The following is a 16,143-nucleotide window of genomic DNA, read 5'->3' on the forward strand; positions in this document are numbered from 1 at the left end:
GACGGCCGGCGCCGATGCGGCGCGAGTCGAGACGGCACGAACCGGGACGGCTCGGACCGAGACGTCACGGCCCCAGACGGCACGAATCGAGACGTCACGAATCGAGACGGCACGAACCGACACGGCACGAACCGACGCCGCACAAACCGAGACATCACGAATCGAGACGGCACGAACCGACACGGCGCGATCCGACCGGGCACGAATCGACGCCCCGCGAACCGAGACGGCACGAACCGGTACCGCCGACGCACGGATCGACCGATGAACCGCGACCTCGCCCTGCACCTGGTCACCGACCACCGCCTCCCCTTCGCGCGTCTGCGCGAGGTCGTCGACGCCGCCGTCGACGCGGGGGTCACGGTGGTGCAGCTGCGCGACAAGGTCGCCACGGGCGGCGAACTGTTCGCGCGCGCCCTCGACCTGGCCGACATCGTCGCCGGACGATGCGCGTTCGTGATCGACGACCGCCTCGATGTCGTCCTCGCCGCCCGCGACCGCGGGGCGCACGTCGACGGCATCCATCTGGGGCAGAGCGACCTTCCGGTCGAGGCCGCCCGCTCTCTCCTCGGCGCCGAGGCGCTCGTCGGGTGGACCGCGAACACGCCCGCCCACCTGGCGGCTGCGGCAGCGCTGCCCGTCGGCACCGTCGACTACCTCGGCGTCGGCGTGATCCGCGCCACCGCCACCAAACCCGACCACCCGCGACCGCTCGGGGTGGACGGTTTCGCCGCGCTCGCGGCATCCACTTCCGTGCCGTGCGTGGCGATCGGTGGAATCGGCGTCGACGACATCGCCGCTCTGCGGGGGGCAGGGGCGGCCGGCGTGGCCGTGGTGTCGGTGGTGAGCGGAGCCGACGATCCCGGCGCCGTCGTCCGCGACATCCGCGCCGCCTGGGCGGCCGGAGCATGAGCAATCGCGACATGGACGGCGGGGTTCCGGACGAGGGGCGCACGGACGACCGGAGCACGAACGACCGGGGCATGGCCGATCAGCGCACGAACGACCGGGTCACGGGTGACCGGAGCACAGCTGACCGGCGCACCAACGACCGGGTCACGGGTGACCGGGGCACGGCCGACCGGAGCACCAACGACCGGGTCACGGCCGACCGGAGCACTGACCACGGGGTCACGGCCGACCGGAGCACTGACCACGGGGTCACGGCCGACCGGAGCACCGACCACCGGGGCCCGGATCACCAGGACGCAGCCGACCGGAACGCAGCCGACCGGGACCCGGGCGACCGCGACACAGGCGACCACAGCAGGAACGACCGGGACGCGCGCAGCCGGATCACGAGCCCGCGCGTGCTGAGCATCGCCGGCACCGACCCGACGGGCGGGGCGGGCGTGCAGGCCGACCTGAAGTCCATCGCCGCGTTCGGCGGCTACGGCATGGCCGCCGTCACGGCGCTCGTCGCGCAGAACACCCGGGGAGTGCGCGAGGTGCACGTGCCTCCCACGGCGTTCCTCGCCGCGCAGCTGCGCGCGGTCAGCGACGACGTCGAGATCGACGCCGTCAAGATCGGCATGCTCGGCTCGGCCGAGGTGGTGGCGACCGTCGACGAATGGCTCGCCGAGGTCCGCCCGGCGATCGTCGTGCTCGACCCGGTCATGGTCGCCACCAGCGGCGACCGCCTCCTCGAGCCCGACGCCGAAGAAGCCGTGCGCGCCCTCTGCCACCGCGCCGACCTCGTCACCCCGAACCTGCCCGAGCTCGCCGTGCTCGTGGCGCAGCCGCGGGCCACGACCTGGCACGCCGCGATCGCCCAGGCGCAGCTCCTCGCCGAGACCGCACGCACGACGGTCCTGCTCAAGGGCGGCCACCTCGACGGGGAGCAGAGCCCGGATGCGATCGTCGACGCCTTCTGCGCCCACCCCGTCGCGGGACGCCGCGTCGACACACGGCACACCCACGGCACGGGCTGCTCGCTGTCGTCGGCGATGGCGACCCTGGCCGCTCACGGTCTGTCGTGGCCCGACGCCCTGACGCGCGCGAAGCGCTGGCTGACCGGCGCGCTCGAACACGCCGAGGCCCTGCACGTCGGCCGGGGCAACGGCCCGATCGATCACCTGCACGAGCTGCGCCCGCACCTCGACCTCGGCCGATCGTGGAGCGCCGAGCGCTGGGAGGCCACGGCCCCGACCCGCGCCGCCGTCGACGCCTGCGCGTTCGTGCGCGGTCTGGCATCCGGCGCCCTCGACCGCTCGGCTTTCGCCTGGTACCTCGGGCAGGACCTGCTCTACCTCCGCGAGTACGCACGCGTGCTCGCCCGGGCCGCAGCCCTCGCGCCCACGGTCGAGGAGCAGCGCTTCTGGGCCGCCGCGTCGGTGTCGTGCCTGGCCGAGGAGGCGGAGCTGCACCGGTCGCACGTCGATCCCGCGGGCCTGGAGTCGGCGGCATCCACCCTCGCGTACACCGACCACCTGCACGCCGCCTCGACCGCGGGCTCGTATGCGGTGCTCGTGGCGGCGATCCTGCCCTGCTTCGTGCTGTACACCGACATCGGCGCGCGATGGCGCGGCACGTTCGGCCCCGACCACGCCTACGCCGACTGGCTCAGCGCCTACGGCGACGAGGCGTTCGCGGCCTCGTCGGCCGAGGCCACGACGATCGCGGATGCCGCCGCGCGAGCGGCATCCCCCACCGTCCGCACGGCGATGGCCGCGGCCTACGACCGCTCGATGAGCCTGGAGCTGGCGTTCTTCGAGGCGCCGTTGCGCTGACCTCGCCCCGCGCGAGTCGCCAAATCCTGTCGCTTCGGACGGGCCCGAGGCGACAATTCCTGGCGACTCGCGCGCGGAGGGTCAGCCGCTCTTGCGGCGGAATTCGCGCTTCGTGACCGCCGCGTGCGTTCCCTGCACCGCGGAATGACCGTCGAGGTGTGCCTGACCCGACCGCTGCTGGCCGTTCTTCTTCGCGAGCGCCGCCTGGAATTTACGCTTCATCTCGTCGGATGCCGTGGCATCCGAGGTGTCGTCGGTACTCATGTCCCCACCCTAGGCACGCCCCGCGGAACAGACCAGCGATCAGACGTGGCGCACCCGCTGCTGCAGACGCGTGCGGATGTCGAACAGCTCGGTGCCGCCCACCTCGCGCGCCCCCGTGATCCCGCGGCGCAGGAGGGTGGTCAGCGCGCTGCGCGTAACGAGGGCGACGGGGGTGCCGCGCACCTTGCCGAGCTCGGTGATCGCGTCGAACACGTCGTCGTCGGGCAGGACCACGATCGCTCCGCTGAAGCGCACCCCGGCGGCACGCGCGATGACGCGCGCCCGCGAGACGAGCTCCGTCACCGGCGCCCCGATGACGTTCGGCCCCGTGATCTCGCCGCGGCGCACGCCGACCGGGCCGCCGAAGTCCTCGCTGAGCAGGGCGTACAGGCCGCTGGGGCCGAGCACGAGATGGTCGATCTTCTGCTCCGGATCCACTCCGTCGCGGTCGGCCAGCACGTCGTGCCACACGGTGTACCCCATGCCGAGCTCCGAGACCAGGCGCGCGGTCTCCTCCTCGGCGAGCGCGTCGGCGAGGATGTGGCGGATCTCGGGCGGCGCCGAGCGCACGAGCGCCGGGTCGTACGGGTCGGCGATGTCGACCCCGCGCCCCACCCATTCGCGGATCAGGTCGAGGTAGCGCTCACGCCGCCAACCGCCGGGCTGGCCGTGCGAGCGGGCACGCGGGCGCGTGTCGGTGGGACGGGAGGGAGCGGATGCCGTCGGCGCGCCGCCCCAGTCCCCGGTCGTCGTCCCGCGACCCCGGTCGTAGGCGCTGCGCGCCTCGGGCGTGCCGACCAGCTCCCACGCGCGTTGCACCTGGACGAACAGGGCGGCGTCGCCGCCGGTGTCGGGATGCGTCTCGCGCAGGCGCACCCGGTAGGCGCGGCGCAGACCCTCGTCGTCGATGTCGGCCGCGACGCGGAGCACCTCGTATGCCGAGGACGACATGGGACTGTCGAACACGTGCGTCTTCCGTTCCGCCGCACAGGCGCGGCGCTTCTCAGGCTAACGCGCCGCGCCTGTGCGGGATCCGTGCGCCCGGCGCCCGCGCGGTCGCCGCGCGTACGCGGCCGCATCGCGGCTCGACAGCGCCAGCAGCACGAGGATGTCGAGGCTGAGCGTCAGCAGCGTGGTGCGCAGGGTGATCTCGACCCCCGCCTGCCACCAGCCCACGAAACCCGCGCTGATCGACGCGACCGAGATGAGCATCACGAGCACGCGCGACAGGTTCCCGCCGAAGAGGATACGGATGCCGAGCACCACCTGCACCACGAACAGGGCGCCCATGAGGGTCAGGAAGATCGCGGTGGCGGGGCCGAGGTCGGAGAGCCCGGCGAGATCCGGGTCGGTCGAAGCGCTCGCATCCCCGCTGGCGGCGCCGGCGATCTGCTGCAGCCACGGGGGGAGCGAGAACGCCACGCTCACCGCCCAAAGGGCTCCCGCGAGCGCACGGAGCAGGACGAGGACCGCCCCGGCCGATGTCGCGGTGGGCCGCCGCATCGCGGGGTCGGCGCGCGGAGGCTCGAGGGGCGGCTCGAAGGCCGCGCGCTTGCGCGGGTGCCGCTGCTCCTTCACGGCGTCCGCTCCCGCCCGCCGGGGACGACGGCCCGCACGTCGATGATGGGCAGGTCGCCGTCGGTGGTGATGCTGTCCCCGCCACCGTTTCGCGAGTGATACCCGGTCGAGAAATCCCGGATGACGTCGACCGACACCCCCGGCTTCCCGGCGACGGTTCCCACGATGTGGTCGCGCTCGATGTCGGTGTCGGCGTCGATGCGGTGCGTCACCTGGAGCGTGAACAGTGAGAGGCCCACCGCACGGTCGAACGTCCCGGCGGCCAGCCAGTCGACTCGGCGGCCGCCCGGGAGGAGCCATCCCTCGGGGCACCGCCACACGCGCACGTGGTGCCGTTGCGCGGGCGAGCCGGCGACCTCCTGCTGGTACGCGAGATCCTGCACGTGACCGAAGAGGAACAGCGGACTCACCGGCGCGCGAGGATAACTGCGCCGACGCAGGGTCGAGGTGACGATGCGCCACGACGAGCGCAGGGTCACCGGGTCCGCGGCGATCCACCCGGCATCCGTCAGCACCTGCTCGATCTGCTCCCGCTCACCCAGGAAGGCCAGGTTGACGGGGTCGCCCAGCAACCCGTCGGAGGTGCGGGTGCGCCCCATGAAGTAGTCGGGCACGTAGATCGCCGTGAGGATGCGATGCAGCCGGGGCAGCACGAGGTAGGCGAGCAGCACCCAGAAGGCGATCGCCATCAGGGCTCCGCCCCAGCCGAGCGAGAACGACTCGGTGAAGCTCAAGTACGCGAGCCAGATCGCGGCGAGACCGGCGAAGACGAAGAAGAACCCGTCGAGGGCTCGACCGATCGACCAGCGGCGCCGCGGAGGGGTCATGACCGGGTCGACCCTCGCCCGGGGTCGGCGCACGTCACCACAGCGACGGCTCCGGCTCGTACGCGAACGCCTCGCTCACACGCTCGGACGGCAGGTCTCCGAGCCGCGCGGGCGACCACCGCGGCGACCGGTCCTTGTCGACGACCTGCGCGCGGATGCCCTCGACGAGGTCGGGCTGGGTGAAGGCGAACCACAGGACGAGGCCGTACTCCTGCGCGAGGGCCGCGCGCAGCGACGGCAGGGCGCGCGCCCGGCGGACGGCCTCGAGCGTCACGGCGAGCGCGGTGGGCGCCGAGGTGGCGAGCAACTCGGCGGTCTCGTGCGCCTCCGCCTCGGAGCGCGCTCGGAGCCTTTCGATGATCGCGGGCACGTCGTCGGCGGCGAAGGCGTCGTCGATCCACTCCCTGGCCGTCTCGAACCGCGACGGCTCGGGGCTCTCGTCGAACAGCAGCACGAGTTCGGTCGGGCTCGACGGGTCGGCGCGGTTCTCCAACGCCTCGTACAGCGCCTCGAGGTGGGCGGTGGGCACCATGTGGTCGGCGAACCCCGCGTACAGCGCGTCGGCAGCATCCATCGTCCCGCCCGTCAGGGCGAGGTATTCGCCGAGGCGCCCGGGCGCGCGGGCGAGCAGCCAGGAGCCGCCCACGTCGGGGGTGAAGCCGATGCGCGTCTCGGGCATCGCCAGGCGCGAGCGCTCGGTGACGATGCGGATCGCGGCGTGACCGGCGAGGCCGATGCCGCCGCCCATGCACACCCCGTCGGCGATCGCGATCACGGGCTTGCGGGAGGTGGCGATGCGGTGATCGAGCGCGTACTCCTCGCGGAAGAACGCGTGCACCTCGTCGACGCGACCGCCCGTGACCATCTCGTGAAGGGCGCGCACGTCGCCGCCGGCGCAGAAGCCGCGGTCGCCCGCTCCGTCGAGCAGGATGACATCGACGTCGGTGTCGCGTTCCCACCGGTCGAGAGTGACGTTCAGCGCACGGATCATCTCTAGGTCGAGGGCGTTGATCGCGCGGGGTCGGTTGAGCGTGAGATGGCCGAGGCCGCGACGACCCCCGACGAGGACGCTGTCGTCTTCGGTTCGCTGTGCGTGCACGGTGCCACGTTACACACGCGCCGAGATGTGTTTTCGGCCCCGGATCGGGGAAGATGGACGGAACGCCCGCCGAACGAGAGGTGCCGAATGCCCGACGGACAGGTGTTGGAGCTCGCCGGACTCACCAAACGCTTCGGAGCGGTCTCGGCGGTCGACGATCTCTCCGCCCGGATCGAGCCGGGACAGGTCACCGGGTTCCTCGGCCCCAACGGGGCCGGCAAGACCACCTCGCTGCGCATGCTGCTGGGGCTCGTGCGTCCCACGGCGGGAACCGCGACCATCGGCGGCAAGGCGTTCGCCGATCTCGACTCTCCGCTGCAGACGGTGGGCGCGGCCCTCGAGGCCTCGAGCTTCCACCCGGGTCGCTCGGCCGCGAACCACCTCAAGGTGTACGCCCGCGCCGCGGGCCTGCCCACCTCCTGCATCGACCACGTGCTGGGTCTCGTGGGTCTCGCCGACGTCGCGGGGCGCCGCGTCGGCGGTTTCTCGCTCGGCATGCGCCAGCGTCTCGGCCTTGCCACGGCGCTGCTCGGCGACCCCGGCGTGCTCGTGCTCGACGAGCCGTCGAACGGCCTCGACCCCGAGGGCATCCGGTGGATGCGCTCGCTGCTGCGCCACCTCGCCGAGGAGGGGCGCACGGTGCTCATCTCCTCGCACCTGCTCGCCGAGGTGCAGCAGACCGTCGACGCGCTGCTGATCATCTCGCGCGGTCGCCTGGTGTTCCAGGGCGGCATCGAAGACCTCGCCGACCCCGACGAGTACGCCACCGTCGTCGACTCCCCCGACCGGACCGCGCTGTCGCAGCTGCTCGACGGACGCGGCATCGACTACCAGCTGCTGCGCAACGGCTTCACCATCCGCCACCACGAACCGGTCGAGATCGGGGCCCTCGCCGCCGGCGCCGGCATCGCCCTGTCGAACCTGCAGAGCAAGGGTGCGAGCCTGGAGGACATCTTCCTCGAGCTCGTCAGCGGCACGCGCGTGCACGCGAGCGCCGGCGGAACCTCCGTCCCGCCGACGGATGCCACGCCCGAGGCGACCGGCGACGCCACGGCGTCCGCGCCGGTCATGACGCCCGCGCCCGCCGACGTCCCGGCGACCGCCCACGCCGCGGCCGACATTGCCGAGGCCGCCGCACCCGAGCTCGCGCCGCCCTCGGCCGAGGATCGCGTGCCCGACGACCCGCGCCCGTCCACGGCTCTCGTGGCGGTGATCGCCCCCGCCACGGCCGCTCCCGCCGCTCCCGCCCGCGCCGAGGCCGACGAATCGCCCCGCCCGTCCTACGCGGTGGCCTCGACCGGGGTGATCGACATCGTTCCCGTGGGGGCGGTCGCCCATGGCGACGAGACCGCCGACGACGACCATCGCATCCGTCACGAGCAGGAGGTCTCGCGATGACGCTGCTCGCCGCCACGCGCTCCGAGTACACGAAGCAGTTCACCACCGCCGGCTGGTGGGTGCTGGGCATCGTGCTGATGGTCTACGTCGCGTTCACCGCGGGCGTCCTCGCCTTCGTGTTCGGCGGGGTGGCCTCGGGCCGCCTCGGCGCAGCGACGGGTCCGGCGGTGTCCGCCGACGGCGTGCCCGCGCTCGTCTACAGCACGGCCTCGGCCGTCGGCTACGTCTTCCCCCTCCTCATCGGCACCCTGATGGTGACCACCGAGTTCCGCCACAAGACGCTGACCCCGACGTTCCTGGCGACTCCTCGTCGCGGCGTCGTCCTCGTGGGCAAGTTCGTCGTCGGCGTCCTGGTCGGCCTGCTGTACGGCATCCTGGGCTCTCTCGCCGCGATCGCGGCGGGAGCGGGCGTGCTGAGCATCTTCGGGATCGACGCCGAGCTGACCTCCCCCGACACCTGGGTGCTCGTGGGCCGCATGCTGCTGGCCTTCGCGCTCTGGGCCGTCGTGGGCATCGGCGTCGGCACCGTGGTGCGCAATCAGGTCGCCGCGATCGTCATCGTGCTCGCGGTGACGTTGTTCATCGAGCCGATCATCCGCACCCTCGGCGGGGTGGTCGAGGGCTTCGGCGACGTGGTGAAGTGGTTCCCCAGCGCCGCGAGCGACGCGCTCGTGGGGCAGACCATCTTCGGCGCGATGGGCACGGCGGGCGCAGACGCCCTCGAGTGGTGGATGGGTGGGCTCGTCCTGCTCGGCTACGCCGTGGTGCTGCTCGTGATCGGCCTGTTCACGACCTGGCGCCGCGACATCGACTGACCCCGCGGGACTGCGCTTTTCGTCGGCGGCTTTTGGCGGCGGCTCCCGCAGCGGCGAGAATCAACCGTGCTCGATGGACCGGTGATCGCCGAGTGGCTCCCCGTCTCGGCGGCCGCCCTCGTGCTGCTGCTCGTCGCCGCGGGCGTGGCGGGCTGGGTCGACGCCGTGGTCGGCGGGGGTGGCCTGATCCAGCTCCCCGCCCTCGTCATCGGTGTACCGAAAGACGTCGCGACGCCCTTCATCCTCGGCACGAACAAGCTGTCGTCGTTCTTCGGAACGCTCTCGGCCAGTTGGGTCTACCTGCGCAGGATCCGGGTGCAGCTCGTGCTGCTCGTGCCGCTGGTGGCGGGCGCGTACGCCGGTTCGACGGTCGGTGCTGCCCTCTCGCGTTTCGTCCCCCGCGAGGTGCTGACGCCCGTGGTGCTCGTGGCCGTCGTCGCCGTCGCGGTCTACACGCTCTTCAAGCCGAAGATGGGCCTCGAGCACGCCCCGCGACACGACGGACGCGCGGCCATCGCCTGGCGGGCGGGCGCGATCGGACTGCTGGTCGGGTTCTACGACGGCATCCTGGGTCCGGGCACGGGCTCGTTCTTCGTCATCCTCATCGTGGGCGTGCTCGGCTACGGATTCCTGCAGGCGAGCGCCAACGCGAAGATCGCCAACCTCACCACCAACCTCGCGGCCCTCGCGGTCTACGGCGTGCACGGCGAGATCATCCTCGTGCTGGGTCTCGCCATGGCCGTGATGAACGTCACCGGGGGTTTCATCGGCGCGCACATGGCCACCCGCCGCGGCAGCGGGTTCGTGCGGATCGTGTTCCTGGTGACCCTGTCGATCCTCATCGTCAAGCTCGCGTGGGACACCGTGGTGCAGTTCACGAGCTGAGCCGGTGTTTCGCGCAGCGCCGCCGCCGCTGCCGCTGCCGCTGCCGCTGGTCGAGTGTCCAGGAAACCCGGACGGTGCGACATCTCGTCCGGGTGTTCTGGACACTCGATCGCCGGCACACGCGGGCGCGTGAGCGTGTGAGCGTGAGCGTGCAGCCGGTGGTCGCTCAGGCGACGATGTCGGCGACGTCCTCGGGCTCGGATGCCACATCGAGGCGCAGCGCCTTCACCAGCGCCACCCCGTGCTTGGTGGTGAGCACCAGGCGCTCGAACTCCTCGTGACCGGCGAGGTCGACGACCACGCTGGGCTTGCGTCCCCGGATGATGACGAAGTCGTTGCCCCCGGCGGACTTCCACGTGCCGGCGCCGATGGCGACGGGGAGGTTGATCCCGGGGTTGGGCACCCCGCGGATCCAGGTCCACGCGTCGTCCGTCAACTGCACCCGGTCGATGTGCTCGCGGGGGACGACGATGTTGGTCTTGCGGAACGACAGAGCCCGCTCGGTCGGCGAGAGCACGACCTCGAGCTGCGTCGAATCGAGCAGCAGGGTCACCATGCCTTCCATCCTGCCAGCGTCGTCACTCGTCGATCCGCCGGGCACCTCACAGGACGGCAACGATCACCCTCCGGCCCGGATGTCGGAGCGGGGGGATAGCCTTGAGCGATGAGCACGGGCAGCGCTGCGCCGCGAGTCGCACCGGCCCGGGGCACCACCATCGACGACCTGCTGGAGCGCGTGCGCGCGGGGCATCGACCCGACGTCGACGAGACCGAGGCCCTGCTCGGTGCCGACCTCGACGCGCTCCTCCCCGTCGCCGCGGCCCTGCGCGACGAGGGACTCGAGAACGCCGGCCGCCCGCGCGTGATCACCTACTCCCGCAAGGTGTTCGTCCCCCTCACGACGCTCTGCCGCGACCGCTGCCACTACTGCATCTTCGTCGACACCCCCGGCCAGCTCGCCCTGCTGCGCAAGCCCGCCTACATGAGCCCCGAGCAGGTGCTCACGGTCGTGCGGCAGGGGCAGGCACTCGGCTGCAAAGAGGCGCTGCTGACGCTCGGCGACCGCCCCGAGGAGCGCTGGCCCGAAGCCCGCGCCTGGCTCGACGAGCACGGCTTCGCCTCCACGATCGACTACGTCGCGCACATCGCCCGCCTCATCACCGCCGAGACGGGAATGCTCGTGCACGCCAACCCCGGCGTCATGCACCCCGACGAGCTGGCGGCGCTGCGCCCGGTCTCGCCGTCGATGGGCATGATGCTTGAGACGACCTCCCGTCGCCTGTACGAAGAGCCCGGGCAGGTGCACTTCGGCTCGCCCGACAAAGACCCGGCGCTGCGGCTGAAGGTCATCGACGACGCGGGCGCCGCCGGCATCCCGTTCACCACCGGCATCCTGGTCGGCATCGGCGAGACCGTCCGCGACCGCGCCGAGTCGCTGATCGCCCTCCGCGAGAGCGCCGAACGCCACGGGCACGTGCAAGAAGTCATCGTGCAGAACTTCCGCGCGAAGCCCCGCACCGCCATGCAGGGCGCTCCCGACGCCGACATGCGCGAGTACCTCGCGGCGGTCGCCGTGGCGCGGCTCGTGCTCGGTCCCGACATGCGCGTGCAGGTGCCGCCGAACCTCTCCGACCCGCGCGAGCTCGGTCTGCTCGTCGCCGCCGGCATCGACGACTGGGGCGGGGTGTCGCCGCTCACCGCCGACCACGTCAACCCCGAGCGTCCCTGGCCGCACATCGACGACCTGGCCGCGTCCACCGCCACCCACGGCTACACGCTGCGCGAGCGTCTGACCGCGCACCCCGAATTCGTGCGGGATGCCGAGACCTGGATCGACCCCGCGTTGCACGCTCCCGTGCGGGCGCTGGCGGATGCCGACGGCCTCGCCGCCGACCTCACACCCACCGCCCACCCGTCGGCCCCCGCGCACAGCGGCACCGCCGCCTCCGACCCGGGTGTGCGCCGCCTCGCCGAGCGGGCGGCATCCGCCCCTCTCACCCTCGACGACGCCGACTGGACCCGCCTGCTGCACGCCACCGGCGCGGAGCTCGACGACCTCGCCGCCGTCGCCGACGACGCCCGCCGCTACACGGTCGGCGAGCCGATCACCCTCGTGCAGAACCGCAACCTCACCTCGACGGGACTGCGGCGCAGCGGCCGAACGGCCCCGGGAGAATTCGACCTCGACGACGCCGCGGCCATCGCGGTGGACGCCGTGGACCTCGGCGCGACCGAGATCTGCATCCAGGGTGCACTGCCCGGCAGTGAAGACCCCGCCGGGTATCTCGACCTCGTGCGGACGGTGAAGGCCGCCGCCCCCGGCATCCATGTGCACGCCTACCGTCCCCTCGACGTGCGCGATCTCGCCGATCGCGGCGGCCTCGGCCTGGGCGGTGCGCTCGCCGCGATGCACAACGCCGGCGTCGACACCGTGCCCGGAACCGGCGTGAAGGTGCTCAGCGAGCGGGTGCGCGCCCTCGTCGCCCCGGCCGATCTCGAGATCGACGCGTGGATCGAGACCATCACCGCCGCCCACCTCTCGGGCTTCCGTTCGACCTCGGTGCTCTTCTACGGGCACGTCGAGACGGCCGAGGAGCGCATCGCCCACCTGCGACGTCTGCGCGAGATCCAAGACCGCACGCGCGGCTTCGCCGAGTTCGTCCCGATCCCCCTGCCCGGCGGTGACGTGCCGCTGGTCGCGGGACGCGCACCGGTCGACGAGCACCGGGCGATGGTCGCGGTGTCGCGACTGCTGCTGTCGGGCAGCATCGCGCACGTGCAGATCCCGTGGACCCGCGTCGGCCGCGAGACCGCGGCGGTGCTGCTGCGCTCCGGCGGCGACGACCTGGGCGGCACGCTCTACGACGGGCGGGTGCTCCCCGACACCGGGATCGAACAGGGCCTCGAACTGCCCGTCCCCGCGGCCGAACGTCTCGCCCGGAGCCTCATGCGGCCGTTCCGGCTGCGTACGACCGACTACCGGGTCACCGACGCAGCGGCGCCCTCCATCGTGACGAGCGGTGGCACGCGCTTCCCCCTCCCGGTCGACGGGGCCCGCACGCCCGACGGAGCCCCCGCGTGAGAGTCGTCGACGTTGCGATCGTCGGCGCGGGCTTCGCCGGCCTCGCCATGGCCGGCGCCCTGCGGCGGGCCGGCCGCGACGACGTCGTGCTGCTCGAACGCGCGGCCGACGTGGGCGGCACCTGGCGCGACAACACGTACCCCGGCGTCGCGTGCGACGTGCCGGCGCACCTCTACAGCCTCGCCGCGCACCCGCATCCGCACTGGACCCGCACGTTCGCCCCGGGCGGCGAGATCCAGCAGTACCTGCGCGGGGTCGCCGAGCGCGAGGACCTCGGCGATCGCCTGCGCCTGCGCACCCCTCTCCTCGGGGCGCGGTGGGATGCCGCCGGCGCGGTCTGGCGACTCGACACCGGCGCCGAGCCCGTCACCGCGCGTTCCCTGGTGCTGGCCTGCGGACGCCTGACCGAGCCGCACGTCCCCGCGATCGAGGGGCTCGAGTCGTTCGACGGCCCCCTGTTCCACTCGGCCCGGTGGGACCACGACGTCGACCTCACCGGAAAGCGCGTCGCCGTCGTCGGCACCGGCGCGAGCGCCGTGCAGCTCGTCCCCGAGCTCGCCCGCCGCGCCGCCCACGTCACGCTCTTCCAGCGCACCCCCGCGTGGATCGTGCCGCGCGGCGGCGAGGAGATCCCGCGCGCCGAGCGCGAGCGTCTCGCCGCGCACCCCGGCGACCTCGCGCGGCTGCGCGCGCAGCTCTACACCGAGGGCGAGCAGCGTTTCGCCTCCCGCTCGGGCGACGCCACGGCATCCGCCGCCGCCCGGAAGGTTGCGCTCGACCACCTGCACGCCCAGGTCACCGACCCCGCGCTACGCGAGGCCCTCACGCCCGACTACGCCTTCGGATGCAAGCGCGTGCTGCTGTCCGACGCGTTCTATCCCGCGGTGGCCTCGGATGCCGTGACCCTCGAGCCCACGGCCCTGGTGTCGGTCGACGGCTCGGTGCTGACCGCCGCGAGCGGAGCGCATCACGACGCCGACGTGCTCGTGCTGGCGACGGGCTTCGCCGCGGCCCAGCAGCCCTACGCCGACCTCGTGCACGGAGAAGAAGACACGCTCGCCGCGCACTGGTCCGACGGCATGACCTCGTTCGGGTCCACGGTGGTCGCGGGCTTCCCCAACCTCTTCGTGATGAACGGCCCCAACGCCAGCCTCGGCCACAATTCCGCCGTGCTCATGGCGGAGGAGCAGGCCGCCTACGTCGTGCGCGCGCTGTGCGAGCGCGATCGACGCCCCGACCGCGTGCTGCGGGTGCGCCCGGAAGCCGAGGCGGCCTACACCGACGAGATCGCGGCGGCCGCGGCATCCACCCCCTGGCTGACCGGCGGGTGCCGCAACTGGTACGTCGACGAGCGGTCGGGCCGACTGACCCTGCTGTGGCCCGGAACGGTGCAGGCGTTCCACGAGAGACTCGCCGGCACCGACGGGTCGGAGTTCGAGCCCGCCCGCACCCCCGTCACCGGTTCCATCCCCACCCACCCGCACGGCTAGGAGACAGCGATGACCATTCCCCTGCGTTTCGGTTACAAGGCCTCGAGCGAGCAGTTCGGCCCGAACGAGCTCCTCGACTTCGGCGTACTCGCCGAGGAGATGGGCTTCGACTCCGTCTTCCTCTCCGACCACCTGCAGCCGTGGCGGCACGAGGGCGGACACGCCCCGAACGCCCTCCCCTGGCTCGGCGCTCTCGGTGCGCGCACGCAGCGCGTGATGCTCGGCACGAGCGTGCTCACGCCGACCTTCCGCTACCACCCGGGCGTCATCGCGCAGGTGTTCGCGACCCTCGGTGTGATGTTCCCGGGCCGCGTCGCCCTCGGCGTCGGCACGGGCGAAGCCCTCAACGAGGTGACCCTCGGCCTCGACTGGCCGGAGCCGCCCGAGCGCTTCCAGCGCCTGAAAGAGGCGATCACCCTCATCGACAAGCTGTGGACCGAAGACCGCGTCACCTTCGAGGGCACCTACTACTCGGTGAAGGATGCCACGATCTACGACCGCCCCGAGCAGAAGGTGCCGATCTACATCGGCGCCTCGGGCCCCGCGGCCACGCGCCTGGCCGGCCGCATCGCCGAGGGGTACATCACCACCAGCGGCAAGGACCCCGAGCTCTACACCGGGAAGCTGCTGCCCGCGCTCGACGAGGGGCTCGGCAAGGAGGGCCGCACGCGCGACGACATCGACACGCTCATGGAGGTCAAGGTCTCGTACCACCCCGACCACGAGACCGCGCTCGAGAAGACGCGCTTCTGGGCGCCGCTGGCGCTCTCGGCCGAAGAGAAGATGAGCGTGCACGACCCCCTCGAGATGGCGCGTCTCGCCGACGAACTTCCGATCGAGCGGGCGGCATCCCGGTTCATCGTCTCGACCGACATCGACGAGCACGTCGAGCGCATCGCGCACTACGTCGACCTCGGGTTCCGGCACCTGGTGTTCCACGACCCCGGTCACGATCAGGAGGAGTTCCTGCGCACCTACGGGGCCGAGGTCCTGCCGCGCCTGCGCAAGCGCTTCGGCTGAGGCCCCCGGCCCCCGGGCCCCCGGGCGGGCCCGAGATCACGCCCGGTCGCCGAGATGACCCGCGTTCGCGTCGCATCGCGGATCATCTCGCGAAACGACGGTCATCTCGCGTAGCCCGCTGCACCTTTGCCGCCGCAGCGATACCCCACCCGCACATCCGTCGGGTACGACACACAATGGATGCGATGAGCACTACCAGCGCCACCGGATGGACGATCATCGTCCCGGTCAAACCCGCCGCCATCGGCAAGACGCGCCTGACGGGTGTCTCCGACCGCGAGGCACTCGCCCGCGCCCTGGCGCTCGACACCATCGCGGCCGCCGCGGCGACGCCGCGAGTCTCGCGGGTCGTCGTCGTGACCGACGACACCGAGATCACCCACCTGGTCGCGCAGTGGCCGGCAGTCGACGTGCTCACCGAGGGCGACGTGCGCGGCCTCGACGCGGCGATCGCGCGCGGAGCCGAGACGGCTGGGCAGGGCAGCGCCCGCGCCGCCCTCCTGGGCGACGTGCCCGCGCTCACCCCTCACGACCTCGACGCCGCGCTCGAGCTGGCCGGCCACGTGGAGCGGGGTCTGGTCCCGGATGCCGAGGGCACCGGCTCGACCCTCGTCACGGCCCGCCCGGGCGCGGTGTGGGTGTCGGCGTTCGGCGCCGACTCCGCCGCCCGCCACCGCCTGCTCGGGTGCGCCGACCTCGCGGTCCCCCGTGATTCCACGCTGCGTCGCGACGTCGACACGGCCGTGCAGCTCGCCGAGGCCGTCGCTCTGGGCGTGGGTCCGCGCACGGCCGCGGTGCTGGCGGCGGCTGCGGCCTGACGCCGCGAGCCGCGCGGAGGCCCGCCGCCGGGAGCCGCGCGGCGGATTCGGAGACCTGCCGCAGATCCGGATCAGAGAGCCCTCGGCATCCGGATCTGACGCCGACCTCCGATTCCGCGCGCGCCGGAGCGCCCGCCG

The 16,143-nt window shown here is 72.6% G+C and carries 15 protein-coding genes; 9 read left to right on the forward strand and 6 right to left on the reverse strand.

The features are described 5' to 3' along the window. The first annotated feature begins 264 nt into the window (after positions 1-264). Both thiE and thiD read left to right on the forward strand, forming a co-directional pair. Entirely contained in the window at positions 265-912 is a 648-nt protein-coding gene (thiE, locus tag RWH44_RS05525) for a thiamine phosphate synthase (protein WP_316003795.1), read from the forward strand. A gap of 398 nt (positions 913-1,310) precedes the next feature. Then, positions 1,311-2,729: a bifunctional hydroxymethylpyrimidine kinase/phosphomethylpyrimidine kinase gene (thiD, locus tag RWH44_RS05530; RefSeq protein ID WP_316003796.1), complete on the forward strand. Its 1,419-nt coding sequence runs from the start codon at positions 1,311-1,313 to the stop codon at positions 2,727-2,729. An 81-nt stretch (positions 2,730-2,810) separates the two neighbouring features. Here the strand turns inward: thiD and RWH44_RS05535 are convergent, their stop codons facing one another. From RWH44_RS05535 to RWH44_RS05555, 5 genes are read right to left on the reverse strand one after another with little or no spacing between them, the layout of a single operon-like run. Beyond that, positions 2,811-2,993, reverse strand: coding sequence for a DUF5302 domain-containing protein (locus RWH44_RS05535; RefSeq protein ID WP_298876333.1), 183 nt, complete (start codon positions 2,991-2,993; stop codon positions 2,811-2,813). Between the two features lie 39 nt (positions 2,994-3,032). Beyond that, positions 3,033-3,959, reverse strand: a complete 927-nt coding sequence (locus RWH44_RS05540; protein ID WP_298876335.1) for a DnaJ domain-containing protein — start codon at positions 3,957-3,959, stop codon at positions 3,033-3,035. Positions 3,960-4,001: 42 nt separating this feature from the next. Beyond that, the gene (locus RWH44_RS05545; protein WP_316003797.1) at positions 4,002-4,571 is read right to left on the reverse strand and encodes a hypothetical protein; all 570 of its coding nucleotides are present in this window, start codon (positions 4,569-4,571) and stop codon (positions 4,002-4,004) included. Beyond that, complete coding sequence (locus tag RWH44_RS05550) at positions 4,568-5,398, reverse strand: LssY C-terminal domain-containing protein (RefSeq protein WP_316003798.1); 831 nt, start codon at positions 5,396-5,398, stop codon at positions 4,568-4,570. Before RWH44_RS05550 ends, RWH44_RS05545 begins: the two co-directional genes overlap by 4 nt. Positions 5,399-5,432: 34 nt before the next feature. Beyond that, entirely contained in the window at positions 5,433-6,497 is a 1,065-nt protein-coding gene (locus tag RWH44_RS05555; RefSeq protein ID WP_316003799.1) for an enoyl-CoA hydratase/isomerase family protein, read from the reverse strand. 87 nt (positions 6,498-6,584) lie between these two features. Between RWH44_RS05555 and RWH44_RS05560 the strand changes: the two genes are divergently transcribed. From RWH44_RS05560 to RWH44_RS05570, 3 genes are all read left to right on the forward strand, one after another. Further along, positions 6,585-7,895 carry an ABC transporter ATP-binding protein gene (locus tag RWH44_RS05560; RefSeq protein WP_316003800.1) on the forward strand — a complete coding sequence of 437 codons (1,311 nt, stop codon included), beginning with the start codon at positions 6,585-6,587 and terminating at the stop codon, positions 7,893-7,895. Beyond that, positions 7,892-8,710: an ABC transporter permease gene (locus tag RWH44_RS05565; protein ID WP_316003801.1), complete on the forward strand. Its 819-nt coding sequence runs from the start codon at positions 7,892-7,894 to the stop codon at positions 8,708-8,710. The genes RWH44_RS05560 and RWH44_RS05565 overlap by 4 nt, the downstream gene beginning before the upstream one ends. Before the next feature lie 66 nt (positions 8,711-8,776). After that, positions 8,777-9,595 carry a sulfite exporter TauE/SafE family protein gene (locus tag RWH44_RS05570; protein ID WP_316003802.1) on the forward strand — a complete coding sequence of 273 codons (819 nt, stop codon included), beginning with the start codon at positions 8,777-8,779 and terminating at the stop codon, positions 9,593-9,595. Between the two features lie 166 nt (positions 9,596-9,761). Here RWH44_RS05570 and RWH44_RS05575 read toward each other — a convergent pair whose 3' ends face one another. Further along, complete coding sequence (locus RWH44_RS05575) at positions 9,762-10,151, reverse strand: hypothetical protein (protein ID WP_298876351.1); 390 nt, start codon at positions 10,149-10,151, stop codon at positions 9,762-9,764. 108 nt (positions 10,152-10,259) lie between these two features. Here RWH44_RS05575 and cofG point away from each other — a divergent pair, with 108 nt between their 5' ends. The 4 genes from cofG (at position 10,260) to cofC (ending at position 16,005) form a co-directional block, all read left to right on the forward strand. Further along, positions 10,260-12,677, forward strand: coding sequence for a 7,8-didemethyl-8-hydroxy-5-deazariboflavin synthase CofG (gene cofG / locus RWH44_RS05580; RefSeq protein WP_316003803.1), 2,418 nt, complete (start codon positions 10,260-10,262; stop codon positions 12,675-12,677). After that, on the forward strand, positions 12,674-14,167 hold the full coding sequence (locus RWH44_RS05585; RefSeq protein WP_316003804.1) for a flavin-containing monooxygenase: 1,494 nt from the start codon (positions 12,674-12,676) through the stop codon (positions 14,165-14,167). Before cofG ends, RWH44_RS05585 begins: the two co-directional genes overlap by 4 nt. A gap of 9 nt (positions 14,168-14,176) precedes the next feature. Further along, positions 14,177-15,187, forward strand: coding sequence for a glucose-6-phosphate dehydrogenase (coenzyme-F420) (gene fgd, locus RWH44_RS05590; protein ID WP_298876359.1), 1,011 nt, complete (start codon positions 14,177-14,179; stop codon positions 15,185-15,187). A gap of 185 nt (positions 15,188-15,372) precedes the next feature. Next, a complete protein-coding gene (gene cofC / locus RWH44_RS05595; RefSeq protein ID WP_316003805.1) occupies positions 15,373-16,005 on the forward strand; it encodes a 2-phospho-L-lactate guanylyltransferase in 633 nt (210 codons plus the stop codon). Positions 16,006-16,143: the final 138 nt, after the last annotated feature.

Origin of the sequence: Microbacterium phycohabitans (assembly GCF_032464935.1) — a bacterium.
Lineage (GTDB): Bacteria > Actinomycetota > Actinomycetes > Actinomycetales > Microbacteriaceae > Microbacterium > Microbacterium phycohabitans.

Excerpts from the sequence above, each read along its gene's own strand:
- RWH44_RS05575 (WP_298876351.1), bottom strand. The coding sequence starts at position 10,151 with ATGGTGACCCTGCTGCTCGATTCGACGCAGCTCGAGGTCGTGCTCTCG.
- cofC (WP_316003805.1), top strand. The coding sequence starts at position 15,373 with ATGAGCACTACCAGCGCCACCGGATGGACGATCATCGTCCCGGTCAAA.
- fgd (WP_298876359.1), top strand. The coding sequence starts at position 14,177 with ATGACCATTCCCCTGCGTTTCGGTTACAAGGCCTCGAGCGAGCAGTTC.
- RWH44_RS05535 (WP_298876333.1), bottom strand. The coding sequence starts at position 2,993 with ATGAGTACCGACGACACCTCGGATGCCACGGCATCCGACGAGATGAAG.
- thiE (WP_316003795.1), top strand. The coding sequence starts at position 265 with ATGAACCGCGACCTCGCCCTGCACCTGGTCACCGACCACCGCCTCCCC.
- cofG (WP_316003803.1), top strand. The coding sequence starts at position 10,260 with ATGAGCACGGGCAGCGCTGCGCCGCGAGTCGCACCGGCCCGGGGCACC.
- RWH44_RS05550 (WP_316003798.1), bottom strand. The coding sequence starts at position 5,398 with ATGACCCCTCCGCGGCGCCGCTGGTCGATCGGTCGAGCCCTCGACGGG.
- RWH44_RS05560 (WP_316003800.1), top strand. The coding sequence starts at position 6,585 with ATGCCCGACGGACAGGTGTTGGAGCTCGCCGGACTCACCAAACGCTTC.
- RWH44_RS05565 (WP_316003801.1), top strand. The coding sequence starts at position 7,892 with ATGACGCTGCTCGCCGCCACGCGCTCCGAGTACACGAAGCAGTTCACC.